This is a genomic window from Marinitenerispora sediminis, from assembly GCF_003336425.1.
GTDB lineage: Bacteria > Actinomycetota > Actinomycetes > Streptosporangiales > Streptosporangiaceae > Marinitenerispora > Marinitenerispora sediminis.
The window spans coordinates 1-1208 of the sequence record NZ_QEIO01000314.1 but is presented as its reverse complement, the minus strand read 5'-3'; the positions used below and the strand labels follow the sequence as shown (position 1 = coordinate 1208).

At 73.6% G+C, this 1208-nt stretch carries 2 protein-coding genes; both read right to left on the bottom strand.

Annotated elements, in window-relative coordinates; translation table 11 throughout:
• On the bottom strand, positions 1-318 hold a 318-nt coding region (locus tag DEF28_RS26550), incomplete at its 3' end, for a biotin carboxylase N-terminal domain-containing protein (RefSeq protein ID WP_309485853.1).
• 170 nt (positions 319-488) lie between these two features.
• On the bottom strand, positions 489-1169 hold the full coding sequence (locus DEF28_RS26545; RefSeq protein ID WP_233515561.1) for an HAD family hydrolase: 681 nt from the start codon (positions 1167-1169) through the stop codon (positions 489-491).
• Positions 1170-1208 lie beyond the last annotated feature (39 nt).

Here is a 1208-nt window from a genome sequence, read left to right as displayed (position 1 = left end):
GGGTGGGGGGCCGATCCAGGTGAGGCCGGCGTCGATGACGGCTTGGGCGAAGTCGGCGTTCTCGGCGAGGAAGCCGTATCCGGGGTGGACGGCATCCGCCTCGGAGGCGGTGGCGATCGCGAGGATCTTCTCGATGCTGAGGTAGCTGTCGGCGGGGGTCTGGCCGCCCAGCGCGTGCGCCTCGTCGGCGGCGCGCACGTGGACGGCGTCGCGGTCCGGCTCGGCGTAGACCGCCACGCTGCCGATCCCGGCGTCCCGGCACGCGCGGGCGACGCGGACCGCGATCTCCCCGCGGTTGGCGATGAGCACCTTGCGCACGATCGCTTCACACCTTCCGTTGTCTCTCTCGCGTGTCCGCACGTGGTCGCGGCACCCCCGGCGGTGCGGTGGCCCGGTGGGGCACCGGCTGCCGCGGGCGGTGCCACCCACGGCAGCCAGCCCGTGCCGCGCGGCCGATCGCGGTGGTCGGTGGCGCGGCGGGGGCGGGCTCAGCCCACCAGGGTCCCGGCCAGTCGGCGCCAGCCGCCGCGCTCGGCCTCGGCGACCAGGTCGGGGTTGTCGCCGACCACCACCGGGTGGCCCACCAGCCGGAGCAGGTCCAGGTCCGAGGTGTGGTCGCCGTAGGCGTGGCAGTCGGCGGCCGGTATCCCCCGCTCCTCGATGAGCTCCCGGGCCGATGCCGCCTTGGCGTCGCCGATCATGGTGCGCAGGACCTCACCGGTGTAGACACCGTCCCGGACCTCCAGCCCGGTGCACAGCGTCACGTCGGCGCCCACGTAGGTGGCGATGGGGTCGAGGCAGGCGGAGAACGAACCGGACACGAGCACGGTGGTCAGTCCGGCCGCGGTGTGCTCCCGCAGGGCGGCCAGGACGTCCTCGTTGAACACCCCGCCCGCCGCCATGTGGTGCTCGAACCACGCCAGCCCGTGCGCGGCGACGTCGGCCTCGGCGTAGCCGGCGAAGCGGCGGTAGAACAGCCGGTTCCCCTGCTGGCGCGGCATTCCGGGACGCAGCAGGGAGCGGGCGTCGGCACGCAGCCGCTCCTGCTCCTCGGGGCTGTGCCCGACCGCGTCCAGGAAGAAGTCGTAGAAGTCGAACATGCTCTTGAAGGTGATCAGGGTCTCGTCGACGTCGAAGAAGGCGGCCGCGGGGCGCGCTGTGGTGGGCACGGAGGTCTCCACGAAGGTTCGGGGGCGGATGGCTGGGGC